Consider the following 22,114-nt stretch of genomic DNA (forward strand, 5'->3'; position numbering starts at 1 on the left):
AGATGAGTAGACTAAATGACCTTATAAAACCTGTACATTAAGATTAAAGAAAAAAAACCTAAAAAAAAGAAGTGCTAGAAACAGCACTTCTTACAGTTTATCGACAAAAGAACATCGCCTGTTTATTTAAAAGTCCCTTAAAGTAATCCAATCCATACTCTTTTGCCCGCGAAACATACTCAATCGTTTCTTTACGCTTCGGATATATAGATTTTACTTGATGATAATGCAAAGTGGATTGGAACGGAAGGTACGAGACTCCTGCGGGAAATGCGCGTCTAGGAGAGACACCGCAGGCGAAGTCGAGGAGGCTCCCCGACCGCCCGCGGAAAGCGAGTGCCTGAAGTGGAAATCAACGTCCACATTGTACAAACCATATATAAACAAACACATTTTTCATCAAGTGTGGCTACAGTCTAAAAGAAGTGCTAGAAACCGCATTTCTTACGCCAATACCGTGGCACCCATCAAGTAGCTGTTCACTTCCCTCGCTACTTCACGGCCTTCATTGATGGCCCAGACAATCAGGCTTTGCCCTCTTCTCGCATCTCCGGCAGCAAAAACGCCTTCGACATTCGTTCTATAATCACCATAGGCGGCATCGATCTTTTGATTGACAGTATCCACTCCGAATTGAGTGAGGAGCGGTTGCTCTGTTCCTTCGAATCCGATGGCAATGAAGACGAATTGGGCCGGCCATACTTTCTCCGTGCCCGGAATTTCTTTAAAGAGATAGATGCCATCTTCCCCTTTAATTTTTTCCATTTGGATCGTATGCAGTTCCTTTACGTTGCCTTGTTCATCGGCCACGATCTTTTTCGTTTGAATCGAGTATTGACGTGGATCGGAGCCAAATTTCGCTTCCGCTTCTTCGTACGCATACTCAAGTGAAAATACGTTTGGATAGGCTGGCCACATGTTATCCGACGTACGAGCAGTCGGCAGGATTGGGTGTTTCCCGAATTGCACGACACTGTTACATCCTTGGCGAAGGGCCGTCGCAACACAATCGGCGCCTGTATCGCCGCCACCGATGACGATGACATCCTTACCCTTCGTATTTAAAAACTTGCCATCTTCGAAGTTGGAGTCCAATAAGCTTTTCGTCGCCGTTGTTAAGTAATCCATCGCTAGGTGAATGCCTTTTGCTTCACGGCCTTCGATATCCAGTTCGCGTTGCTTCTGGGCACCTGTGCAGAGGATGACGGCATCGTATTGGTTTTGCAGTTCCTCTTTTGTGATGTCCTTCCCGACTTCCGTATTCAGGACGAAATCGATGCCTTCTTGATTCAATAAAGTGATCCGGCGTGCGACGACATCTTTCTCCAGCTTCATGTTCGGGATTCCATATGTCAATAAACCGCCGGCACGGTCAGAACGCTCATACACCGTTACCGAATGGCCTGCTTGGTTTAACTGATCGGCACTTGCCAATCCGGCAGGACCGGAACCGATGATGGCAATTTTCTTCCCGGTCCGCTGTTGTGGAATGCGCGGTGTGATCCAGCCATTTTCGAAGCCCTTGTCAATGATGGAGCGTTCGATGCTTTTGATGGCAACGGCCGGGTCGTTAATTGCTACCGTACACGACCCTTCGCAAGGAGCCGGGCAGACACGGCCCGTGAACTCAGGGAAGTTATTCGTCTTCATTAAACGCTCCAACGCTTCCTTCCATCTGCCACGGTACACTAAATCATTCCACTCCGGAATCAGATTGTTAATCGGACAACCCGTTGTGACCCGGTTCAATTCCATGCCCACATGACAGAAAGGGGTGGCACAGTCCATGCACCGTGCTCCCTGCCTGCTTAGTTTTTCGTCCGAGAAAGAAGTGGAGTATTCTCTCCAGTCCCTTAACCTTGTTAGAGGATTCCGTTCACTTGGCTTTTCACGCGGATATTCCATAAATCCTGTTGCTTTTCCCATTTGACTCTCCCCTTCCTTACAGCATCACAGCTTGTTTGGTGGATTTTTTACCTTGGATCGCATTGGCCTGAAACGCACCCATGAAGGCTTCTTCTTTCGATAGACCAGCTTGCTTATGTTCCTCGATGCTATTCATCATCCGCTTGTAATCCTTCGGAATGACTTTAACGAACCTTTTCACAAGATCGTTCCAGTTCTCCAGCACATAGGAGGCTTTCGCACTCTCTGTATAATGCAGGTGGTTCGAAATCAATTCTTTTACTTCATTACTATCTTTTATGTCGTCAAGCGTTTCGAATTCGATCATTTCTGGGTTACACAAGGCTTTGAATGCTTCCACTTCGTCTGCAAGTACATAGGCAATACCGCCTGACATACCGGCTGCAAAGTTTTTCCCGACATCCCCCAGAATCACGACACGACCGCCTGTCATATACTCGCAACCATGGTCGCCAATTCCCTCGACGACGACATGTACGCCGCTATTCCGGACCGCAAAACGCTCACCGGCACGTCCGTTGATGTATGCTTCCCCGCTAGTGGCACCATATAGGGCAATATTCCCGGCAATCACATTATCGCCCGCTTCCATCTGATTTCCAGGTGGAGATGTGACGACCAATTTCCCTCCTGATAATCCTTTACCGATATAGTCATTGACATCACCTGTCAAATACATCGACATCCCCTTTGGTATGAAGGCACCGAAGCTTTGACCGGCTGATCCCGTGAAGCGAAGGGTGATCGTATCTTCCGGCAGTCCTTCCTCACCATATCGTTTGGAAACTTCACTACCGACGATCGTTCCAACCACGCGATTCACGTTTGTGATTGGGAAACTTGCGTCCACTTGAGTTTGGTCCTCAAGGGCAGGCTGTACAGCAGGGAGGATTTCCCTGACATCCAAGGATTCTTCGATTTTATGATTTTGCGGATGCTGAAACGTACGGATTCCTTCCGGTTGGAAAAGAAGGGTCGATAAGTCCAGGTGTTTCGTTTTCCAATGAGCCTTGGCCCGCTCGCTCACCTGTAAAACATCCGTGCGGCCAACCATTTCGTCAACCGTTTTGAACCCTAGTTCAGCCATCGTTTCACGAACTTCCTCTGCAATGAAACGCATGAAATTCACGACATGATCCGGATCTCCGGCAAATTTGCTCCGTAGCTCAGGGTTTTGTGTAGCTACACCTACTGGACATGTATCCAAGTGGCACGCGCGCATCATCACACAACCAAGTACGACTAGTGGAGCGGTTGCGAAACCGAACTCTTCGGCACCAAGTATCGCCGCCATGACCACGTCACGGCCAGTCATCAGCTTTCCGTCCGTTTCAAGGACGACTCGACTACGTAGACCGTTCAGCATCAAGGTCTGATGGGCTTCGGCAAGACCAAGCTCCCACGGCAGTCCAGTATGCTTGATGCTCGTTTTAGGCGAGGCACCCGTTCCCCCATCATATCCGCTGATGACAATCACATCGGCAGCTCCTTTGGCAACACCTGCGGCAATCGTACCGACTCCCGCTTTCGATACCAGCTTGACGCTGATCCTTGCCTCGCGATTGGCATTTTTCAAGTCATGGATCAATTGCGCCAAATCTTCAATCGAATAAATATCATGATGTGGCGGTGGTGAAATCAGACCGACGCCTGGCGTGGATCCACGAACTTCGGCTACCCAAGGGTATACCTTATTCCCAGGCAACTGCCCACCTTCACCCGGTTTCGCTCCTTGTGCCATCTTAATTTGAAGCTCATCGGCATTCACGAGATAATGGCTTTTCACACCAAAACGACCGGATGCAATCTGCTTGATTCCACTGCGGCGGCTATCACCGTTTTCATCGATTTCATACCGATTCGGATGTTCCCCGCCTTCTCCACTATTACTTTTTCCGCCTAAACGGTTCATCGCAATCGCCAATGTTTCATGTGCTTCCTGACTTAACGACCCAAATGACATGGCCCCTGTTTTGAAGCGGCGCACGATGGATTCCACGGATTCCACTTCATCTATGGAGATACTTTGGTTCTTTTGGTTGAATGCGAATAAATTCCGCAAAAATCCAAGTCGCTCTTCATTCGCCAACTGGGAATATTGCTTAAATAGGCTGTAATCACCTTTTCGGCACGCCCATTGCAACGTATGAATCGTTTTCGGGTTGAACGCATGATGCTGACCATTTGCCCGATATTGAAAATCACTGCCCGCTTCAAGCGTCTGGTTGGAAAGATCGACGACAGCCCGTTGGTGACGGATCAATGCTTCTTCTGCAATGGTCTCCAATTCAATCCCACTAAGCTGTGACGCTGTACCACTGAAATAGCGTTCAATCACATTCGCACTAATTCCGACCGCTTCGAAAATTTGGGCACCACGGTAACTTTGGACCGTGGAAATTCCCATCTTCGACATGATCTTGACGATGCCTTCCGTCACGGCTTTCACATATTTGCTGACCGTTTTCTCGTAACTGATCGTTAAACTGCCGTCTGCGACTGCCTGCTTATACGTTTCAAAAGCAAGATACGGATAAATGGCATCCACCCCATATCCAATCAAAGCTGCAAAGTGATGGACCTCCCTTGCCTCTCCGGTTTCGACGATGATGCTGACCTTCGTCCGGTTCCCATGACGAATAAGCTCTTGGTGAAGGGCACTGGCCGCCAATAATGGAGGAATCGCAGCACGGTCTTCGCTCATGTTCTTATCGGATAAAATCAAGAGGCTGATGCCTTCCGTTATCGCTTGTTCCGCTTCCCGGCATATTCGATTTAATTCAAGTTCCAAATCTTCAGAAAATAAAGTCTCGATGACCCTACTTTTGAATTCCGGGTAGTTATTTTCTTTAAGCTGATTCATATGGCCTGGCGTCAATACCGGTGTATCCAGTTGAATGCGATGGCTATTCTTTTCATTCGGATTCAGTAAGTCGCCTTCTGCCCCTAGAAACGTCATCGTTGACGTAACTATTTGTTCACGAAGCGAATCGATTGGTGGGTTGGTCACCTGGGCAAAGGATTGCTTGAAGTAATTGAAAAGCGATTGCGGACCATCGGCCAATACCGCCAACGGAATATCGTTCCCCATCGAGCCAAGTGGATCTTTTCCTTCCTTAATGACCGGCAACAAATATTTTTGTACGTCTTCATACGTATAGCCGAACGCTTTCTGACTGAAAACCAAATCGGATAGAGGTTCCACATCGACCGGCTGATCTTCGTCCGTCAACTGCACAATCTGTTCGTCCAGCCACTTTTGATACGGTTGTTCGTTCGCCATTTCGGATTTGATTTCTTCATCCGAGATGATGCGGCCTTCCTCTAAATCAAGTAGAAGCATCCTGCCTGGGCTTAAACGCTCTTTATATAATACATTTTCCGGCTCGACTTCGATTACCCCGACTTCAGAGGAGAAAATGATGTAGTCATCTTTGGTCACATAATAACGGGCAGGTCTTAATCCGTTACGGTCTAGGATCGCCCCGATTTGTTTCCCATTCGTGAACGAAATCGCCGTCGGACCATCCCAAGGCTCCATCAACATGCTGTGGTATTCGTAAAAGGCTTTCTTTTCCTTGGTCATATGCGGATTTTCCGTCCATGGCTCAGGAATCAGCATCATCGCTGCATGCGCCGGCTTGCGGCCTGCCAGGACGAAGAATTCAAGGGCGTTATCCAAAATGGATGAGTCGCTTCCATCCGTATCCAAGATAGGCAGGACCTTTTGTAAATCATCCCCGAAAGCATCCGAAACGAACTGCTGTTCACGCGCTTTCATCCAGTTGACATTGCCCCGAAGCGTATTGATCTCCCCATTATGGATCAAGTAGCGGTTTGGATGGGCCCGTTCCCAGCTAGGGAATGTGTTGGTACTAAAGCGGGAATGCACTAAAGCGAAAGCGGACAAAAAATCTTCATGCTGCAAATCAAGATAAAATGCATCGACTTGTTCCGGTGTCAGCAATCCCTTGTAAACGATCGTCGCGCTGGAAAGACTCGCAAAATAAAAACGGTTTCCACGTTCCCTTGCCCAGTTTTCAGCCTGTTTCCTGATGATGAATAATTTGCGCTCGAAAGCCAAGTCTTCTGTAACGTCATCACTTGCCCCGATGAACACCTGTCGGATCGTCGGGCATGTTTCTTTGCCGACGTCCCCTAATTTCCCTGCATCCACAGGAACCGTTCTCCAGCCTAGAAGCGTTTGACCCTCTTGTTCGATTAATGAATTCAGACGCGCTTCAATCTCATTTCGTTCAGCATCATCGTTGGAAAAAAAGAGCATGCCCACACCATAGCGTCCTTTTGCCGGCAAATTCATTTCCGGGCAAGTCAGCTTGAAATACTTATCAGGAATTTGCACCATCAATCCTGCTCCATCCCCTGTTAGAGGATCGCTCCCTTGTCCACCGCGGTGGTCTAATTGGCACAGCATCTGCAGTCCTTGCTTGACGATATCATGTGTAGCTAGCCCCTTTAAATGAGCGTATAAACCGATCCCACATGCATCATGTTCAAATTCCGGACGGTAAAGACCTTGTGCTTTTGGTATTTGATTGTATGTCATACGTTTTCCCCCCTCTTATTTCTTACACCGTTATGTCACTTACATATTATTCTAGGTTTTCAAATCAATATAAACAATATATAATTAAGCCAAAATCTATCTCACTTTGAGATAGGTGGAAGGAGATGAGTAAATGGAACTACGTCAATTGCGTTATTTCGTCGAGGTTGCGGAGAGGGAACACGTCTCTGAAGCCGCCGAACACCTACATATTGCCCAATCGGCCATCAGCCGCCAGATTGCTAGACTGGAAGAAGAACTCGGCGTCACGTTATTCGAAAAAATCGGCCGGAACATCCAATTAACGCCCATCGGAAAAATATTTTTAGTTCATGCCAAAACGGCGATAAAGTCCATTGAATATGCCAAATATCAAATCGAGGAATTCCTGGATCCGGAGCATGGGATGATCAAAATCGGGTTCCCGACCAGCCTCTCCACCTATTTGTTGCCGACTGTCATTTCCGCTTTTAAAGATGAACAGCCGAACATCTCATTTCATTTGAAACAAGGCTCCTACTCCTACTTAATGGATGCCGTGAAAAACCGGGAAATCGGCTTGGCCTTCCTAGGGCCGGTCCCTACAAAAGATCCCGATATCGACGGCCATATCTTATTCACCGAAAACGTGTCTGCCCTACTTCCCATCACCCATCCGCTGGCTGAAAGAAAGAGCCTGCGCCTAAGCGACCTGCGGAATGATCCTTTTGTGCTGTTCCCCAAAGGTTACGTCTTGAACACCCTTGCCATCGAGGCTTGTAAGCAGGCCGGCTTTACGCCGAACATCGCTTCGGAAGGGGAAGACATGGATTCCATAAAAGGGCTTGTGTCCGCTGGAATCGGGGTCAGCCTCCTGCCTGATAGCACCTTCTATGAAATCGTTCCGAGGATGACCGTCAAAATTCCCATTGAAACGCCTTCAGTCAAACGGACAGTCGGTATCATCTCTCCAAGGAATCGAGAACTTGCCCCATCAGAAAAGGTATTTTACGAGTTTGTTAAAAAATTCTTTGCAAGGTTGGAGCAATACCAATGATATATTCTCAATAATGGGATAACTTCCGAAATGCCCACCTCTTGAATACTGTATCGAGACAATATGTTCAGGAGGTATTAACATGACACCCACACATTCACATCTTGCTTGGCATGAAACACTTGAGCTTCATGAATTGGTAGCTTCACAGTCCAATGCCCTTATGAAATTAAAAAAAGCCTATCCAGAAATAAAAGACCCGGTTTTAAAAACGCACTACAAACACATGATCCATTCGCTTACGCAAAACATCATGGAGTTGTTGCAGTTTTATCCGTTAACGCCTGATGCCAATCGGGAAGAGGACGATCGTATGGGAGAAATAATGCAAGGGGATGAAATAAGAGATGATGCATCGGCAATGGCTGCCGGGGATCTACTCGGGCTGGCCAAATCCTCCGTCAAGAATTATGCCACTGCCATAACTGAAACGGCCACCCCTTCACTACGGAAGGTCTTTAAAAAGCAATTAAATGGGGCCATCGATAATCACGCAAGAATTTTCAACTATCTATATGAAAGAGATCTCTATCCAGCATATGATTTCAACCAGCTTCTCCAAAACGACGTGAAAACGGCCAAAAAAGCTTTGTCCCAATTATGAACGAAAAAAGGTAAGTGGAAATCGACCGCCTCCACTTACCTTTTTATTTTCCCTAAACACCAGATAAGATAAATATGTAATATAACCCTTTATATGGTAGAATGATAAGCCGGAGGGGATTAAACCATGAGATTGTTTAAAATGATTTTCTTTTGTATCGGTCTTTCTCTATTCTTAAGTGCCTGTGCTTCAGAAAATGAGGAAACCGTAACTAAAGAACAAACCGAAAATACGACAGAGAACAAAACGGAAGAAAAAAAACAGCCTGACGAAAAAACCGAAGAGAATACGAAATCCGTCAAGCTAGACATACCGAATCAAGAAAGCTATAAAAAGCTTTCCGCACTACTTTCAAATCAGAATGATCCCAGTCTTGATCCTGAAGACTATCATAAAGTCATGACAGAACAAAAAGATATCAGGACCTTCATTGACAAAATGGATAAGATTGAAGTGAAAAAGAATAATGACGCAGCGGAACTACTAGATTACTCCATGGCCACCTTAGAAGAAACCACATATTTTTTTGAATTATTAAAGGAAGATCAGGAAAAAACCTATATTTCGATTGCGAAGCACCCTGAACTGTTACAGGAATTGAAAGATTCTCTTTCTATTAATTTCTAGTTTATCGTGTACATAATGAAAGCCTATCAAAACTATTTTGATAGGCTTTTTTGTCGTCATCCTATTAGAGGTTCAAGAAAAAAACGGCATGTCCCTTGTTAGTTATTTCAAACAAGGGGACATGCCGTTTCAGTTAACATTTTACTTTTTATATTTCTTCACAGTCACTTTCGTTGCTTTGCCTGTATTGCCCGCTTTATCTTTTGCTGTGACGGACAAGGTCGAACCTGCTTTTTTCTTGCTGATTTTCACGGTGAATTTCCCTTTTTTATCAGCTTTGGCCGATCCGATTTTCTTATCTTTGTACTTGACCGTAACCGTCGATCCCGCTTCCGCTTTACCGGTTACTTTTTTTGATTTGTCCGTTACTTTGTCGACTTTCGGTGCACTTGGTGCCGTTTTGTCCAACACAGTCACTTTCGCTGCTTTACTTTCCCGTTTCGCCGCGTCTGTAGCTGTTATGGAAAGTTTTGTCCCTGCTTTTTGTTTACTGATTTTTACTTTGTAATTCCCTTTGCTGTCTGCGTTGCCTTTGCCGATTACTTTTTTGGCGCTATTCTTGATGGAAATCGCGATTCCCGCCGTTGCTTTTCCCGTTACAAACGTATCTTTGTCACTTACTGTCTTCACAGTAGGTGCTTTAGGAGTTTCCCCCTTCTTCACAAACAGCTTGATTGAAGAGACAGCGACTTTAGAAGAATCCGAAATTACGACGTTTAGGCGTTGATCGGCCTTTTGAGCTGGAATGGCGACGCTGAACGTACCTTTGGCTGAAGTCACCGCTGTTCCGATTGTTTTGCTTCCGTTTTTCACTTCCACTTTTGAACCTGCTTTTGCCGTTCCTGTCAGCTTCGTTTGATTATCAAGGATCGGGTTCACTGCAGCTTTCAGGTCCACTTTACTAAGTGCACTAAAGCCATTCAGCCTTCCAAACCCTGAAACATAATCCCTGTCGACGGCTGGTGCTATCGGCTCTCCTTCATCTGTATAATCCTGATCCATTCCTTCATTGTCTTCTTCCTTGAAGGCAATGTAATCGGATGTTTCATGAAGGATGGTGCGTACGTCATTTATTTTCAATCCTGGATTACCGGATAGTAATAACGCGGCAACTGCTGCTACATGTGGTGTTGCCATCGATGTCCCATCCATTAACGTGACATTTCCGTTTGGCATAAGACTTGGGATCCCTGTTCCAGGTGCCACCAAATCAAGTGTCGGCCCAAAGTTGGAATAATCCGAAACGATATCATAGGCATTGGTTGCCCCGACGGATATTACATATTTAGAAGAAGCCGGATAAGAAAGCATGCTGGCTTCATTCCCGCTTGCGGCCACGATCACGACACCTTTGGATGCTGCGTAATTCAGGGCGTACTCGATGGTCCGGCTATAAGACCCGCCCAAACTTAAGTTAATGACCTTTGCTCCCTTGTCTGCCGCATAAATGATTCCGGCTGCAATTTTTTCCGTGTCCCCTGCTCCTGAAGAATCAAGGACCTTGACCGGAAGGATTTTGGCCAATGGATTGATTCCCTCCATGGAATATCCATTATTCGACTGGGCTGCGATGATGCCTGAAACATGTGTACCATGTCCATTATCATCAATTGCGTCCACTTTCTGATCGATGAAGTTCTTGCCTTGTCCCATATTGACTTTGTCTTTTAAATCCGCGAGCGTATTATCGACGCCTGTATCGATTACCGCAACCAATGTCTCTTTCAGATTGCGATTCTTAATAAGTTTCTGCAATTCGTCATTATGGATGTCAGCGCCTTTTTTACTTACTTCACGCCCGTCATTGTTCAAGGACCATTGATACGGTGATTGAATATCATTCGAAAGGGCTTTATACGTTTTAACCGGCTCGATATACTCTACATCCGAGAGGTTTTCAACCTGTGTAAGGGCTGTTGCACTCATCTTGCCCGTTCCCTTTAACTCCACCACATATGTATCATCGAGGATGACATCTTGTTTTTTGAAGGTCGAGAACGTTCCATAGCTTTGTACCTTGGTTTGAACCGAAGTCAATTTCTTACCCGGTTTCATCTTGACGATATACTTGCTCGTGATGCTTTTGGAAGCCGGTAGCTTATAACCCGCTTTGCTTGCGATATCGACAACACGCTCGCCTGCGAGGTTATTGATGCCGATCTTATCCGCAATGCCGTTCATTTCTTTTTTCAGTGAAGCTGGGACGGCATCGACCGTCACATCGAACAATTCTTTAATCGCTTGTTGCTGCTTATTTGAAATGACTGCCGTACTGCTTTCCCCATTTTCATTAAGGTCCGCAATAAGAGGTTGAAGGATTACTAGATTGTTGTATACATTGTCTCTTTTGCTCTTGCTGCCGACCATATCAAGGACCAAGAATGGTGCAGCCTTATAATACAAGGAAGATAGGGCGCGTCCTTCCTCTGACTTGGAAAGAACTCCATCTCTGAACTTGCGAATTTCACTCAATAGGTTTTTACCCGTAGATTTTCCTACAGCGCTTAACTCCACTGGGCATGAATCCATTCCAAGTTCGTCCGATGTTGCGGAAGGAGGCAATTTAACGGATTGTGCATGTATTTTGTAAGCCGTCTTATTCTCCGCTTCCGGTAATGATAGGCCCTCTTCATCCACTTCACCGAAATACTCTATTTTCACATAATAGCTTCCTTCCCAACCGAACGGGAAGTCGATGACGGCCTTTTCTTCAGGGCCACTAGTTGCCCGGTAGTTATCATACGTTTCATCTTTCTCTGCTTTTTCTAAAGTAGGATAGACTGAAATATTAAGATAATCGTCCGATTCTACATCGAACTCAACATGGGAAAACTGATTAGTATCATCTTTCGTTGGGGTGATCTGGAGCCAATGGGTCTCAGGCTTGTCAAAAGTGCCTTCAACCGTTTCTCCACTTTTAATGGAAGTTGCTTGTATGATTTTTGATGAATCTGTCGCAGCCTGAGATCTTTGTGGAATCAACATGCCAAAAACAAGTGAAAATATAAGTACACATACCGTAAATCGACTTACCTTTTTAACGTTCAATAGTTACCCTCCTAAAATTGCTAAAAATGCTTTACTATACCAAATTATCACACTGTTAAATATTATCAACCATTTTTTTGGCAATAACTTGAGAATGGTAGACTCCAAGGAATAAACAGGCATTTTGCACTAATACGTATCTTTGAATCTAGCTATTCTGCTTTTTATAAGAACAGGGTTTTCCTACTATTTCTTCCCCATTCACTTAGGATTCCGCCATATCCCCCATATGTGTCCGAATCTCGAATCTTGCTTCTTCCACTTTCTTCATCTGCGTTTTGGGAAGCCTTATTCTTAGGTACATAACCAACCATCATTAGCAAAAAAAAAAAAGAATCTTCAGCGAAGATCCCTTTTTTTCCGATTCAATTAAAACGCTCGATCATTGACCGATTCATTCTCTCTCTCTATTACAGGTTAGCTCTCAAAAGTTAGAAGAGTTACGTATTCTTCACCGATAAATGCATGACAAACTGTTCACCAATCGGACCGGTTTTTCTCTTACCTGTATCAGTAAAACCTACTTTTGCATACAGTCGCTGAGCAGGAACATTTTTATGATTAACAACTAAAACGATTTCATCACAGTAAGGAAATTCAGTTTTAACAAAATCACTTAGTAAGAGCATCGCTTGTTTAGCATAACCTTTTCCTTGCTTTGCATGGTTAACGGATAATGCAGTTAAGAGCATCGCTTTCGGATTATCCGAGTACGCCTTAACTCGTTCCGTTGAATGTAATAGAAAGAAGCCTACAGGCTCATCCTCACATAAAATAACAATACGATGTTGTCCTTCTTTCACCTCTAAAATCTTGCTTGGTAATGCTGTGAACTGCCCTTGTTCTTCAGGAAGTTCAAAGGAATGTAATACGTCCAAATATTCATTCGAAAAATGTTTTAACTCCACGTCATGAACTTTTTCCATAGTTATGGTTGCTCCTTGGTTTTTCATTACATATTACCATAAAAATACATATCATGATATGGTCCTAGTATTTATAAATCGACGAATGTCCCTTTCCAGGGCAACAAAAAAAGAGCTGCCCCGGCCAATATGCGGGGCAGCTCTTTTGATTGTTAGTTTGCGACGATGTTGACTAATTTGCCAGGTACGGCAATGACTTTGCGGATGGTTTTACCATCAATCTGTTCTTTGATGGCGTCTTCGCCCATCGCGATTTCTTCGAGTTTTTCTTTCGTCGTATCAGTCGGCACCATAAGTTTGGCTTTGACTTTTCCGTTGATTTGAATGACGATCTCCACTTCGTTATCGACGAGCTTCGCTTCGTCGAACGCAGGCCATGTTCCGTAAGCGATACTTTCAGAATGACCCAGTTTAGACCAAAGTTCTTCTGAGATATGTGGTGCAGCCGGTGCTAACAATTTCACGAAGCCTTCGATATATTCTTTCGGAAGTGCTTCCGCTTTGTAGGCATCGTTGATGAATACCATCAGCTGTGAAATCGCCGTATTGAATTTCAATTCTTCATAGTTCTCGGTCACTTTTTTGACAGTTTGGTGATACACTTTTTCAAGCTTGCCACTGTCGTCCGTTTCGACCAATTTATCCGTCATCGTACCGTCTTCATTGACAAGTAAGCGCCAGACGCGATCCAGGAATCGGCGTGAACCGTCCAATCCGTTTGTCGACCAGGCAATGGATGCATCCAATGGCCCCATGAACATTTCGTACATGCGAAGCGTATCCGCACCATGGCTTTCCACGATGTCATCAGGGTTCACGACATTCCCTTTTGATTTACTCATTTTTTCATTGTTCTCGCCAAGGATCATCCCTTGGTTGAATAAGTTTTGGAACGGTTCTTTCGTTGGTACGACACCGATGTCATACAAGAATTTATGCCAGAAGCGCGCGTACAATAAGTGAAGCACGGCATGCTCGGCACCACCGATATAAATGTCGACCGGCATCCATTCTTTCAATTTTTCCGGATCGGCAAGAGCTTCCGTATTGTCCGGATCGATATAACGAAGGAAGTACCAGCTACTACCTGCCCATTGTGGCATGGTATTTGTCTCACGACGGCCTTTACGTCCGTTTTCGTCAACTACATTCACCCAATCCGTGATGTTCGCAAGTGGTGATTCACCCGTTCCTGAAGGCTTGATGTCCGTTGCCTTAGGTAGAAGTAATGGAAGCTCTTCTTCCTTAAGTGCTGACATGGTGCCATCTTCCCAATGGATGATTGGAATTGGCTCACCCCAGTAACGTTGGCGGCTGAACAACCAGTCGCGAAGGCGGTACGTGATTTTTTTCGTACCGATTGCTTTTTCTTCCAACCATTTAATCATGGCCGTGATGCCTTCTTCTTTATTCATTCCATCCAGGAATCCGGAGTTCACATGAAGTCCGTCGCCCGTGTAGGCTTCATTCGTCACATCTCCACCAGCTACGACTTCTTTGATTGGCAAGTCGAATTTGACTGCGAATTCATAATCACGTTCATCATGAGCAGGAACCGCCATGATTGCACCCGTTCCATAGCTGATCAATACGTAATCGGCAATCCAGATCGGCATCTTTTCGCCATTGACCGGATTGATTGCATAAGCACCCGTGAACACGCCTGATTTATCTTTTGCAAGGTCCGTTCTTTCCAGGTCACTTTTATGTTTCACTTCGTCTAAATAAGCGTCAACGGCAGCACGTTGTTCGGATGTCGTGATCTTATCCACGAAAGGATGTTCTGGAGCAAGAACCGCATAGCTTGCACCGAATAATGTATCCGGACGTGTCGTGAACACCGTGAATGATTCATCGAATCCATCGATCGTGAACGTCACTTCAGCCCCTTCAGAACGGCCGATCCAGTTACGTTGCATATCCTTGATGTTTTCTGGCCAATCCACATCATCCAAATCGTCGATCAGACGGTCGGCATAAGCCGTGATGCGCAACATCCACTGCTTCATTGGACGGCGTTCGACCGGGTGTCCGCCACGTTCACTTTTCCCATCGATGACTTCTTCATTCGCTAAAACCGTACCAAGTGCCGGGCACCAGTTCACAGCGACTTCATCGATATAGGCAAGGCCTTTTTCGTATAATTTCAAGAAAATCCATTGTGTCCATTTATAATATTCCGGATCCGTCGTATTGATTTCACGATCCCAGTCATAAGAGAAACCAAGCGCCTTGATTTGGCGACGGAACGTGTTGATATTGTGTTCCGTGAATTCAGCCGGGTCATTCCCCGTATCGATTGCGTACTGCTCTGCCGGAAGACCGAATGCATCCCAGCCGATTGGATGGAGCACATTGTACCCTTGCGCCCGTTTCATCCGTGCCAGAATATCACTCGCCGTGTAACCTTCCGGATGTCCAACGTGAAGACCCGCTCCAGATGGATAGGGGAACATATCCAGCGCGTAGAATTTACGTTTGCCGCTATCTTCTCCCGTTTTAAACGTTTTGTTCGCTTCCCAATATTGCTGCCATTTCGTTTCTATGCTTCTATGTTCAAAACTCATTAGACTTCCTCCTATTTTCCGTATAAAAAAAACAATAAAAAACCCCTCATCCCAAATTGGGACGAGAGGATTATGTATATCTTCCCGCGGTACCACCCACATTGGCGACAACAAACAATCGCCCAGCTTAAAAGTTCCGTAACGTGGATTGGACGCCAGGCATTACTATCGCTTCACACCTGTGACTCCAAGACGAGTTCACAATCAATCCAGGTTGACTTGCACCATCCGTCAACTCTCTAAACTGGTTCTAATTGCTACTACTTCTCTTCATAGTCTTTATAAGAATATTTGATTTTATTTCATTCTAGTCAATTTTACCGACAATTGCAATAGCCGGTCACCAACATTATCTCCAGGTTTTTCATTATATATGCATCACCATTCAAAATCGTGCACATTGGAAAAGGGAGCTATGCTTCCATAGCCCCCACATACACCTTTAATGACGCAATAAAATCATATCATTCTTTATATCATTCAATTGCTGTTGCATCCTTTGAAGCATATCCCGTTGCTGGGCATCCGCACTTCCATACATTTTGTCCAAGTTCGTCAAAGCCTCTTCGATATAAAGCTGTGACTTCTGGAATTCCTCATCACTGTAATGGCCCAGCCTTGATGCTTCGTTATATTCATAATCTGCAAATCGGAGAGCCCCTTCGCATTGCTCCAATAACTGACCAACGGATTGTCTTGTTGCCATTTCAAACCCTCTCCTTCACGTTCATTTGGATGACATTACATCATCACAATTAGTTTGAACTAAGAACGGGAGGATTATCATTTTTTTTCACTTATCCCAGAACTTTACCCCTTGATGGGAAATGAATTGCTCCAGCCACTCCGCGAAACCCATATGAAGCGGCTTGCTTTCATCGAAATCATCGATATGACCTTTTACCATGATATAATCCTGCTTGCCTTTGGCCACGTCATTTCCATGGATCACGATATTATCTTGATAAATGCAGGCCACCTTATAACAGCCTTCATAATCTTCTTCATACGTGTAATTTATGATATCCTCGAGGCTGTATAGATCATTTTCGCCCCCGGATTCAACATGATCGAACAGGCGGCAGCCATTCGTTATCTTCAAAAATGCTTTATATTCATCTGGCAGCAGCAAACCGGTCTTTTCCTCAAAAGCGAGGATTTGTTCGTCCGAGGCAGGAGAATTGAAGGTACACGTTGCATTGAACACAGTCCCGTCATCATTGACTTCTAGCACCTGGTTATTTTCTGCTAATTTCTTTTTCATTTGATTTATGACTTCTTCTACTTGAACGGTCATATTCATCAGCTCCCGACTCAATTTAGATAAACGAACACACCTGTTTAACTATCTAAAATTAACCTTCAAGATACATTATACGCTTCTTTTTTAAGAAAAAGACCTATTCTCCGGAATGTTGTATAATATAGGTTGCGCTTTATTACACGTAGGAGGTTGCTGATATGGATCAAGCAAACCCGTTTATATATGCAACGGATAACAAACGATATCATACTTGGAATTACCATTTACGCCATCACTTTGGCCATAAAGTTTTCAAAGTTGCGCTTGACGGCGGTTTCGACTGTCCGAACCGTGATGGCACAGTCGCACATGGCGGCTGCACCTTCTGCAGTGCCGCAGGATCGGGGGATTTTGCAGGCGATCGCGTCGAACCGCTTGATGTCCAATTTAAGAAAGTCAGTGAAAAAATGCACCACAAATGGAAAGACGGCAAGTATATGGCCTATTTCCAAGCGTTCACGAACACGCACGCCCCTGTCGCAGAGCTTCGTGAAAAGTACGAAAGCGTCCTCACTCAGGATGGAGTGGTCGGGCTTTCCATCGCGACACGCCCGGACTGCCTGCCTGATGATGTAGTCGACTATCTAGCCGAACTGAATCAACGTACCTATCTTTGGGTCGAGCTTGGCCTGCAGACGGTCCATGATGAAACGGGGAACTTGATCAACCGGGCCCACGACTATGCTTGCTACAAGGAAGGCGTCGATAAACTGCGTAAACACGGGATCCGGGTCTGTACCCACATCATCAATGGCTTGCCTAACGAAGATTATGCAATGATGATGGAGACCGCACGTGAAGTCGCTAAACTGGATGTCCAGGGAATCAAGATCCACCTGCTTCACCTTTTGAAAGGAACGCCGATGGTCAAGCAATATGAAAAAGGAATGCTTGAATTTCTTGAACGGGACGATTATGTAAATCTCGTATGCGATCAGTTGGAAGTCATTCCCCCAGAAATGATCGTCCACCGCATTACCGGCGATGGCCCCATAGACTTGATGATCGGGCCGATGTGGAGCGTCAATAAATGGGATGTCCTGAACGCCATCGATGCCGAACTGAAACGCCGCAATAGCTGGCAGGGAAAACATTATCAATCAGAGGAGGTCCCATCACCATGAAGCTGAATCGCGTTTTGGATTTTGCGAAGCTACTTCTTGAGAGAGCCGTTCAACAAGGGGACATCGCCGTTGATGGAACGATGGGCAACGGCCATGATACCGTTTTTCTCGCCCAATTGGTCGGCGAAACCGGTCATGTCTATAGTTTTGACATTCAAGAGCAAGCCATTCACACTACCGCGAATAAATTGGAAACGGAACATTTACAAAAGCGTTGCACCCTCGTCCACGATGGACATGAACAGCTTGATACGTATATCACCGGGGAACATGCGGGAAAGATCACCGGGGCCATCTACAACCTTGGCTATCTACCTGGAGGCGATAAATCGATCATCACGCAAGCCGATACGACAATCGCTTCTCTGGAAAAACTGTTCGACATGATGGCGCCAGAGGGCATCATCGTCCTCGTCATCTATCACGGCCATCCAGGAGGAGAAACGGAACGGGATGCGTTGATGCACTATGTACAGAACCTGTCTCAACAAAAAGCCCATGTCCTGAAATACGACTTCATCAACCAAGTTCATTCTCCTCCGTTCCTCATTGCGATAGAAAAAAGGTAGAACTCCCACCACCGTTCAATAAACGGTGGTGTTTTTGTAAATCCGACCGTTTATTTTGTATTTTTAAACTTTTACCCATTATAATGAGAAAAAAATGGGTGCAGAAACATGGAACATTTATCGACTTCGTTACTGGCAGGGCAGATTTATTGACTGTGAAAATCAAACCGGATACAAGTGAATCATATGGCCAATTCGTCACCAGCCTGAATGCATTGACCGAAGATAAGAACACGATGGAAGAATTGAAGCCGTTCGAACATGCCTTTGACAAATTCCTCTAAAACAAAAGCTGCTGAAGTTTCTCAGCAGCTTTTTTCTTATTTAAACGACATAGCCCAATATCTTCAACCGGTTTTCAACGAAACTCAGTGCATATTGAAATACGTCATCCCGCTCCGGTTCATTGAAAATTTCATGATATAGTTTCGGCCATTCCTTGTATTGCTTTTCGCTGGCCAAGTTATAGTTGAACCACTCCCGGACCGCCTTTTTGTTGACGACCTTGTCATCTCCGCCCTGCATCATCAGTAAAGGCACGTCCTGAAACTCCGGAATCTCTTCAAAAGCATCCTTCATTGCCTGTACAAGCTCCCGATACCAGCGAACGGAAACTTTGGTAATGTACAATGTATCGTTCGTATCCGATTCACGGATTTCCGAATTTCTTGTCGCCATTTGGGGAGTTAACCCAGAATCCACCCGGAATTTTGGCATCACGATATTCATGCCGTGTGAAATGGCGGTTAAGTATTTGGGAGGATGCGTCATCAGGCCGAGGCATGGCGATGATAAAATGACCCCCGCGATGTCCCATTCTTCCTCCTGAAGCAGGCGGATCGCAATCAACCCACCCATACTATGTCCTAATAAAAAGACAGGAAGGGAATAATCGTATGCATCTTCAATCCAGCTTTTTACTTCTTCTAAATATTCGTCAAAGGAATCGATATGCCCCCGGAAGGCGCGTGTCGTCATTCCCTGCCCGGGTAGGTCGCCCATGACGACATGGTATCCGGCTGAAAGCCACATTTGTGTTAACCACTTGTAACGGCCATGATGCTCCATTGCCCCATGAATAATGACGATGACGCCTTTTGCATCTCCGTCCGTCTCCCATTTCCACATTCGAAATCCCCCTTTCACTTTTCTCTAGTTGTAAACGTTCCATGCAGAATGAAAAATAATCTATATGGTAAATTATAACCACATTCTCGGTTTTCGACAAAAATGAAACCTAATTAATTGTGCTCAATCAAATAGTAGCCAAGGCTATTTTGATACGGTATATTAAAATAATACAGCAAAATTATCCACTTCGGAAAGGAAATGATGAAAATTGATTATTTATCCATTCAAAAGCATGGAACCAGAAATTTCCGAAAGCGCCTATCTTGCTGAAAATGCCGTCGTGACAGGCGATGTCAAAATCGGTGATGAATCAACGATCTGGTTCAATACCGTCATTCGCGGCGATGTGGCACCCACCATCATCGGGAAAAGAGTAAGCGTACAAGATAACAGCGTACTTCATCAAAGTCCCAATAACCCACTGATAATCGAAGATGAAGTGACCATCGGCCACCAAGTCATTCTACATAGCTGCAAAATACGAAAGAGAGCCCTCATCGGCATGGGTTCGATCATCCTTGATGGAGCGGAAATCGGTGAAGGTGCCTTCATCGGCGCAGGGAGCCTTGTCCCCCAAGGAAAGGTTATCCCGCCGAACACCTTAGCCTTTGGAAGGCCAGCCAAAGTCGTTCGTGAAATTAATGAGGAAGATCGCCAGGATATGGATCGCATTGTCCGGGAATATGCTGAAAAAGGACAACTCTATAAACAGGCTGACCGAATAAAGTAACACCAATCGTATGATACAAAAAAACGCTTAGCTAAAAATAGGATTCCTTGAATTATTCCCTAGGAAGCCATATTTAATCCTATTTTTGCCCATCAAAAAAGGTGCCTTGCATTAAAGCAAGGCACCTTTTCTCATATGATTTACGCTTTAGCTTGTGTTTTTAAAGCTTCTGCTTTATCCGTACGCTCCCAAGGCAAATCAACATCTGTACGGCCGAAGTGACCATATGCAGCTGTTTGCTTGTAGATTGGGCGACGTAGGTCAAGCATCTTGATGATACCAGCTGGACGTAGGTCGAAATTCGCTTCTACCAATTCCACTAGCACCTCTTCACTTACTGTTCCCGTTCCAAATGTATCGATTGAGATGGATACAGGCTTAGCCACACCGATTGCGTAGGCCAATTGCACTTCCGCTTTGTCAGCCAGGCCAGCAGCTACGATGTTCTTCGCAACGTAACGAGCGGCATATGCAGCAGAACGGTCCACTTTTGTCGCATCTTTACCAGAGAAAGCACCGCCGCCGTGACGAGCGTATCCGCCGTACGTATCAACGATGATCTTACGGCCAGTAAGACCAGCATCCCCTTGAGGTCCGCCGATTACAAAACGGCCAGTCGGGTTGATGAAGTATTTTGTATCTTCATTGATTAAGTCAGCCGGTACGACCGCATTAATCACATGTTCTTTTAAGTCGGCTTGAATTTGTTCAAGTGTCACTTCAGGATCATGTTGTGTGGAGATGACGATTGTGTCTACACGTACAGGTAGGTTATTTTCATCATATTCAACCGTTACCTGCGTTTTTCCATCAGGACGTAAATAACTTAGCGTGCCATCTTTACGAACTTGAGAAAGACGGAATGATAGCTTATGAGCCAATGAAATGGGAAGTGGCATAAGCTCTTCCGTTTCATTGCACGCGAATCCGAACATAAGACCTTGGTCCCCTGCACCGATAGCATCGATTTCCTCATCGGACATCGTACCTTCACGTGCTTCCAATGCTTTATCAACACCCGCTGCAATATCAGCAGACTGCTCATCGATCGAGCTTAGCACGGCACAAGTCTCGGCATCGAAACCATATTTCGCACGAGTGTACCCGATACCTGCAATCGTATCGCGGACAATGCGTGAAATATCCACGTAAGCCGATGTTGTAATTTCTCCAGCAACAAGTACAAGACCTGTCGTTACACTTGTTTCACACGCAACGCGCGCATTTGCATCCTTAGCTAGGATTGCATCTAAAATGGAATCTGAAATCTGATCACAAATTTTATCCGGATGGCCTTCTGTCACAGATTCAGAAGTAAATAGACGTTTCTTTGACATCTTATTTCCTCCTTGGAAGTTAGTATGTTGTAGGCATGAGCCTGATCTTTTACGGAACTCGTTTCCCTTATTAGTTTCAATCATAGACACAGAATTAATGAATAAAAACACAAAAACCTTCCCTGGCAAATGAGGAAAGGTTTAAAAATTCTATCATCTATCCTTTCACTCTTATCGTTCAAGGGTTTTTTACCTTGCTCAGGTTAGCACCATCACCACTATTCCTTGAAGGTTCATCGCTTTATTTTCGGCGATTGACCTTGGAGTCAAGTTCAATATGGCAGGTTGCTGGGTTTCAAAGGGCCTGTCCCTCCACCAACTCGGGATAAGAGAATCCGTACAATTTAAGATACTATCGTATTTAGTCTGAATTTGTCAATGTTTTTCTAAATAGAACATTTTTCCCCAATGAAAAATAAAAAAACTTTTTATCTGGCACAGCCGGAATATAAATAGTATTCTTAAAGAGTGTAAACTAAGAAGATAAGACCATTGACTTACAATGGATAAATCAGACAAAATGAACATACCATCCGAACCCCTATATTCATCCCTTTTTCAGTTACATAAATGGTTGTTCACTTCTTTTCTTCCTATTATAAATGAAAAGGTACACTAA

General features: G+C 44.9%; 16 protein-coding genes, 1 riboswitch and 1 other annotated feature. Of the genes, 7 read left to right on the plus strand and 9 right to left on the minus strand.

What is annotated here, in order from left to right; all coding sequences use genetic code 11:
• Positions 1–444 precede the first annotated feature (444 nt).
• Positions 445–1,926 (minus strand): glutamate synthase small subunit, encoded by a 1,482-nt coding sequence (gltD, locus tag ACQKL0_RS11795; RefSeq protein ID WP_402987296.1) that lies wholly within the window; start codon positions 1,924–1,926, stop codon positions 445–447.
• Positions 1,927–1,942: 16 nt separating this feature from the next.
• On the minus strand, positions 1,943–6,493 hold the full coding sequence (gene gltB / locus ACQKL0_RS11800; RefSeq protein ID WP_427687787.1) for a glutamate synthase large subunit: 4,551 nt from the start codon (positions 6,491–6,493) through the stop codon (positions 1,943–1,945).
• Positions 6,494–6,626: 133 nt separating this feature from the next.
• Here gltB and ACQKL0_RS11805 point away from each other — a divergent pair, with 133 nt between their 5' ends.
• From ACQKL0_RS11805 to ACQKL0_RS11815, 3 genes are all read left to right on the plus strand, one after another.
• Positions 6,627–7,529 carry a LysR family transcriptional regulator gene (locus tag ACQKL0_RS11805; protein ID WP_402957059.1) on the plus strand — a complete coding sequence of 301 codons (903 nt, stop codon included), beginning with the start codon at positions 6,627–6,629 and terminating at the stop codon, positions 7,527–7,529.
• Positions 7,530–7,611: 82 nt separating this feature from the next.
• Positions 7,612–8,133: a spore coat protein gene (locus ACQKL0_RS11810; protein WP_427687788.1), complete on the plus strand. Its 522-nt coding sequence runs from the start codon at positions 7,612–7,614 to the stop codon at positions 8,131–8,133.
• Positions 8,134–8,259: 126 nt separating this feature from the next.
• Positions 8,260–8,760, plus strand: coding sequence for a hypothetical protein (locus ACQKL0_RS11815; protein ID WP_427687790.1), 501 nt, complete (start codon positions 8,260–8,262; stop codon positions 8,758–8,760).
• Between the two features lie 141 nt (positions 8,761–8,901).
• Here the strand turns inward: ACQKL0_RS11815 and ACQKL0_RS11820 are convergent, their stop codons facing one another.
• The 5 genes from ACQKL0_RS11820 to ACQKL0_RS11840 all read right to left on the minus strand — a co-directional run bounded on the left by ACQKL0_RS11820 (position 8,902) and on the right by ACQKL0_RS11840 (position 16,598).
• Positions 8,902–11,808: a S8 family serine peptidase gene (locus ACQKL0_RS11820; protein WP_427687792.1), complete on the minus strand. Its 2,907-nt coding sequence runs from the start codon at positions 11,806–11,808 to the stop codon at positions 8,902–8,904.
• 440 nt (positions 11,809–12,248) lie between these two features.
• Positions 12,249–12,734, minus strand: coding sequence for a GNAT family N-acetyltransferase (locus ACQKL0_RS11825; RefSeq protein WP_427687794.1), 486 nt, complete (start codon positions 12,732–12,734; stop codon positions 12,249–12,251).
• Positions 12,735–12,886: 152 nt separating this feature from the next.
• Complete coding sequence (gene leuS / locus ACQKL0_RS11830) at positions 12,887–15,301, minus strand: leucine--tRNA ligase (RefSeq protein WP_427687796.1); 2,415 nt, start codon at positions 15,299–15,301, stop codon at positions 12,887–12,889.
• 54 nt (positions 15,302–15,355) lie between these two features.
• Positions 15,356–15,584: a binding site (T-box leader), on the minus strand.
• A gap of 159 nt (positions 15,585–15,743) precedes the next feature.
• Positions 15,744–16,007, minus strand: coding sequence for a DUF2524 family protein (locus ACQKL0_RS11835; protein ID WP_402875099.1), 264 nt, complete (start codon positions 16,005–16,007; stop codon positions 15,744–15,746).
• Positions 16,008–16,094: 87 nt separating this feature from the next.
• Complete coding sequence (locus ACQKL0_RS11840) at positions 16,095–16,598, minus strand: SMI1/KNR4 family protein (RefSeq protein WP_402875102.1); 504 nt, start codon at positions 16,596–16,598, stop codon at positions 16,095–16,097.
• Positions 16,599–16,762: 164 nt separating this feature from the next.
• Here ACQKL0_RS11840 and ACQKL0_RS11845 point away from each other — a divergent pair, with 164 nt between their 5' ends.
• The 3 genes from ACQKL0_RS11845 (at position 16,763) to ACQKL0_RS11855 (ending at position 18,581) form a co-directional block, all read left to right on the plus strand.
• Positions 16,763–17,728 (plus strand): TIGR01212 family radical SAM protein, encoded by a 966-nt coding sequence (locus ACQKL0_RS11845; protein WP_402957045.1) that lies wholly within the window; start codon positions 16,763–16,765, stop codon positions 17,726–17,728.
• Positions 17,725–18,297: a class I SAM-dependent methyltransferase gene (locus tag ACQKL0_RS11850; RefSeq protein WP_427687799.1), complete on the plus strand. Its 573-nt coding sequence runs from the start codon at positions 17,725–17,727 to the stop codon at positions 18,295–18,297. Before ACQKL0_RS11845 ends, ACQKL0_RS11850 begins: the two co-directional genes overlap by 4 nt.
• A gap of 98 nt (positions 18,298–18,395) precedes the next feature.
• Positions 18,396–18,581, plus strand: a complete 186-nt coding sequence (locus ACQKL0_RS11855; protein WP_427687801.1) for a hypothetical protein — start codon at positions 18,396–18,398, stop codon at positions 18,579–18,581.
• Between the two features lie 40 nt (positions 18,582–18,621).
• Here ACQKL0_RS11855 and ACQKL0_RS11860 read toward each other — a convergent pair whose 3' ends face one another.
• Positions 18,622–19,425, minus strand: a complete 804-nt coding sequence (locus ACQKL0_RS11860; RefSeq protein ID WP_402875113.1) for an alpha/beta hydrolase — start codon at positions 19,423–19,425, stop codon at positions 18,622–18,624.
• 214 nt (positions 19,426–19,639) lie between these two features.
• Between ACQKL0_RS11860 and ACQKL0_RS11865 the strand changes: the two genes are divergently transcribed.
• Positions 19,640–20,158 carry a gamma carbonic anhydrase family protein gene (locus ACQKL0_RS11865; RefSeq protein WP_427687859.1) on the plus strand — a complete coding sequence of 173 codons (519 nt, stop codon included), beginning with the start codon at positions 19,640–19,642 and terminating at the stop codon, positions 20,156–20,158.
• 140 nt (positions 20,159–20,298) lie between these two features.
• On the opposite strand, the gene metK is transcribed toward ACQKL0_RS11865, so the two are convergent.
• A complete protein-coding gene (metK, locus tag ACQKL0_RS11870) occupies positions 20,299–21,495 on the minus strand; it encodes a methionine adenosyltransferase (protein WP_402875116.1) in 1,197 nt (398 codons plus the stop codon).
• A 168-nt stretch (positions 21,496–21,663) separates the two neighbouring features.
• A riboswitch (SAM riboswitch) is annotated at positions 21,664–21,827 on the minus strand.
• Positions 21,828–22,114 lie beyond the last annotated feature (287 nt).

The organism is Peribacillus sp. NPDC097264 (assembly GCF_050277925.1).
Taxonomy (GTDB): Bacteria; Bacillota; Bacilli; order Bacillales; family DSM-1321; genus Peribacillus.

Excerpts from the sequence above, each read along its gene's own strand:
- gltD (WP_402987296.1), bottom strand. The coding sequence starts at position 1,926 with ATGGGAAAAGCAACAGGATTTATGGAATATCCGCGTGAAAAGCCAAGT.
- gltB (WP_427687787.1), bottom strand. The coding sequence starts at position 6,493 with ATGACATACAATCAAATACCAAAAGCACAAGGTCTTTACCGTCCGGAA.
- ACQKL0_RS11805 (WP_402957059.1), top strand. The coding sequence starts at position 6,627 with ATGGAACTACGTCAATTGCGTTATTTCGTCGAGGTTGCGGAGAGGGAA.
- ACQKL0_RS11810 (WP_427687788.1), top strand. The coding sequence starts at position 7,612 with ATGACACCCACACATTCACATCTTGCTTGGCATGAAACACTTGAGCTT.
- ACQKL0_RS11815 (WP_427687790.1), top strand. The coding sequence starts at position 8,260 with ATGAGATTGTTTAAAATGATTTTCTTTTGTATCGGTCTTTCTCTATTC.
- ACQKL0_RS11825 (WP_427687794.1), bottom strand. The coding sequence starts at position 12,734 with ATGGAAAAAGTTCATGACGTGGAGTTAAAACATTTTTCGAATGAATAT.
- leuS (WP_427687796.1), bottom strand. The coding sequence starts at position 15,301 with ATGAGTTTTGAACATAGAAGCATAGAAACGAAATGGCAGCAATATTGG.
- ACQKL0_RS11835 (WP_402875099.1), bottom strand. The coding sequence starts at position 16,007 with ATGGCAACAAGACAATCCGTTGGTCAGTTATTGGAGCAATGCGAAGGG.
- ACQKL0_RS11840 (WP_402875102.1), bottom strand. The coding sequence starts at position 16,598 with ATGACCGTTCAAGTAGAAGAAGTCATAAATCAAATGAAAAAGAAATTA.
- ACQKL0_RS11845 (WP_402957045.1), top strand. The coding sequence starts at position 16,763 with ATGGATCAAGCAAACCCGTTTATATATGCAACGGATAACAAACGATAT.
- ACQKL0_RS11850 (WP_427687799.1), top strand. The coding sequence starts at position 17,725 with ATGAAGCTGAATCGCGTTTTGGATTTTGCGAAGCTACTTCTTGAGAGA.
- ACQKL0_RS11860 (WP_402875113.1), bottom strand. The coding sequence starts at position 19,425 with ATGTGGAAATGGGAGACGGACGGAGATGCAAAAGGCGTCATCGTCATT.
- metK (WP_402875116.1), bottom strand. The coding sequence starts at position 21,495 with ATGTCAAAGAAACGTCTATTTACTTCTGAATCTGTGACAGAAGGCCAT.